We start from the raw sequence: 3,053 nt of genomic DNA, 5'->3' as shown, positions 1-3,053 counted from the left end.
ACTTGTTCTTTGAAAACTGGATACACGACATTGAAACAACGAAACAAGCAACACAAGTACGCGACCTTCGGGTCAACTTTTTGATTAGCCACTTGGTTAAGTTAGAAAGGGCGCACGGTGGATGCCTTGGCACTAGGAGTCGATGAAGGACGGCACTAACACCGATATGCCTCGGGGAGCTGTAAGTGAGCTTTGATCCGGGGATTTCCGAATGGGGAAACCCCCTATCTTTAATCGGATAGGACACTCACGCGAATTCATAGCGTGTTTGAGACATACCCAGGGAACTGAAACATCTAAGTACCTGGAGGAAGAGAAAGCAAATTGCGATTCCCTGAGTAGCGGCGAGCGAAACGGGATCAGCCCAAACCAAGAGGCTTGCCTCTTGGGGTTGTAGGACACTCTGTACGGAGTTACAAAATCCGAATTTAAGCGAAGCGACCTGGAACGGTCCGCGATACGAGGTAACAGCCCTGTAGCTGAAAGGTTCGGATCTCCAGAGTGGATCCTGAGTACGGCGGAACACGTGAAATTCCGTCGGAATCCGGGAGGACCATCTCCCAAGGCTAAATACTTCCTAGTGACCGATAGTGAACCAGTACCGTGAGGGAAAGGTGAAAAGCACCCCGGAAGGGGAGTGAAATAGATCCTGAAACCGTGTGCCTACAAGTAGTCAGAGCCCGTTAAGGGGTGATGGCGTGCCTTTTGTAGAATGAACCGGCGAGTTACGATTGCATGCAAGGTTAAGGTGAGAAGCCGGAGCCGCAGCGAAAGCGAGTCTGAATAGGGCGACGGAGTATGCAGTTGTAGACCCGAAACCAGGTGATCTACCCATGTCCAGGGTGAAGGCAAGGTAACACTTGCTGGAGGCCCGAACCCACGCACGTTGAAAAGTGCGGGGATGAGGTGTGGGTAGCGGAGAAATTCCAATCGAACCTGGAGATAGCTGGTTCTCTCCGAAATAGCTTTAGGGCTAGCCTCAAGATTGAGAATCCTGGAGGTAGAGCACTGTTTGGACTAGGGGCCCATCCCGGGTTACCGAATTCAGACAAACTCCGAATGCCAGTGATTTATGCTTGGGAGTCAGACTGCGAGTGATAAGATCCGTAGTCAAGAGGGAAACAGCCCAGACCACCAGCTAAGGTCCCCAAATATCCGTTAAGTGGAAAAGGATGTGGCGTTGCTTAGACAACCAGGATGTTGGCTTAGAAGCAGCCATCATTTAAAGAGTGCGTAATAGCTCACTGGTCGAGTGACACTGCGCCGAAAATGTACCGGGGCTAAACGGATTACCGAAGCTGTGGATGAATCTCGTAGAGATTCGTGGTAGGAGAGCGTTCTAAGGGCGTTGAAGCTGGACCGGAAGGACCGGTGGAGCGCTTAGAAGTGAGAATGCCGGTATGAGTAACGAAAGACGGGTGAGAATCCCGTCCACCGAATGCCTAAGGTTTCCTGAGGAAGGCTCGTCCGCTCAGGGTTAGTCGGGACCTAAGTCGAGGCCGATAGGCGTAGACGATGGACAACAGGTTGATATTCCTGTACCACCTCCCCGCCGTTTGAGCAATGGGGGGACGCAGAAGGATAAGGCGAGCGCGCCGTTGGTTGTGCGCGTCCAAGCAGTGAGGCGTGGAATGAGGCAAATCCCATTCCTGATACGCCAAGCTGTGACGGCAAGGAGAATTTTCTCCGGAGTCCCTGATTTCACACTGCCAAGAAAAGCCTCTAGCGAGGCGGGAGGTGCCCGTACCGCAAACCGACACAGGTAGGCGAGAAGAGAATTCTAAGGTGAGCGAGTGAACTCTCGTTAAGGAACTCGGCAAAATGACCCCGTAACTTCGGGAGAAGGGGTGCTCTGGTAGGGTGAATAGCCCGAGAGAGCCGCAGTGAATAGGCCCAGGCGACTGTTTAGCAAAAACACAGGTCTCTGCAAAACCGTAAGGTGACGTATAGGGGCTGACGCCTGCCCGGTGCTGGAAGGTTAAGGGGAGTGCTTAGCGCAAGCGAAGGTGCGAACTGAAGCCCCAGTAAACGGCGGCCGTAACTATAACGGTCCTAAGGTAGCGAAATTCCTTGTCGGGTAAGTTCCGACCCGCACGAAAGGCGTAACGATCTGGGCACTGTCTCAACGAGAGACTCGGTGAAATTATAGTACCTGTGAAGATGCAGGTTACCCGCGACAGGACGGAAAGACCCCGTGGAGCTTTACTGTAGCCTGATATTGACTTTTGGTGCAACTTGTACAGGATAGGTAGGAGCCTGAGAGCCCGGAGCGCCAGCTTCGGGGGAGGCGTCGGTGGGATACTACCCTGGTTGTATTGAAAGTCTAACCCACGCCCCTGATCGGGGCGGGAGACAGTGTCAGGCGGGCAGTTTGACTGGGGCGGTCGCCTCCTAAAGAGTAACGGAGGCGCCCAAAGGTTCCCTCAGAATGGTTGGAAATCATTCGCAGAGTGTAAAGGCACAAGGGAGCTTGACTGCGAGACGTACAGGTCGAGCAGGGTCGAAAGACGGGCTTAGTGATCCGGTGGTTCCGCATGGAAGGGCCATCGCTCAACGGATAAAAGCTACCCCGGGGATAACAGGCTTATCTCCCCCAAGAGTCCACATCGACGGGGAGGTTTGGCACCTCGATGTCGGCTCATCGCATCCTGGGGCTGTAGTCGGTCCCAAGGGTTGGGCTGTTCGCCCATTAAAGCGGTACGCGAGCTGGGTTCAGAACGTCGTGAGACAGTTCGGTCCCTATCCGTCGCGGGCGCAGGAAATTTGAGAGGCGCTGTCCTTAGTACGAGAGGACCGGGATGGACACACCGCTGGTGTACCAGTTGTTCCGCCAGGGGCATCGCTGGGTAGCTATGTGTGGCCGGGATAAGTGCTGAAAGCATCTAAGCACGAAGCCCCCCTCAAGATGAGATTTCCCATTGCGCAAGCAAGTAAGATCCCTCAAAGACGATGAGGTAGATAGGTTCGAGGTGGACGCGTGGCGACATGTGCAGCTGACGAATACTAATCGATCGAGGACTTAACCAATTTTGTTTCGTTTCATCCGTCGTGTA

1 rRNA gene is annotated in these 3,053 nt (G+C 53.7%); it reads left to right on the top strand.

From position 1 onward, the window contains the following. Positions 1–94 precede the first annotated feature (94 nt). Positions 95–3,027, top strand: a 23S ribosomal RNA gene (locus tag B0H99_RS17485). The last annotated feature ends 26 nt before the right edge of the window (positions 3,028–3,053 follow it).

Source organism: Planomicrobium soli (assembly GCF_003014655.1).
GTDB lineage: Bacteria > Bacillota > Bacilli > Bacillales_A > Planococcaceae > Planococcus > Planococcus soli_B.
Note: the sequence above shows the minus strand (reverse complement) of the source record. Positions and strands in the feature narration are given on the sequence as shown.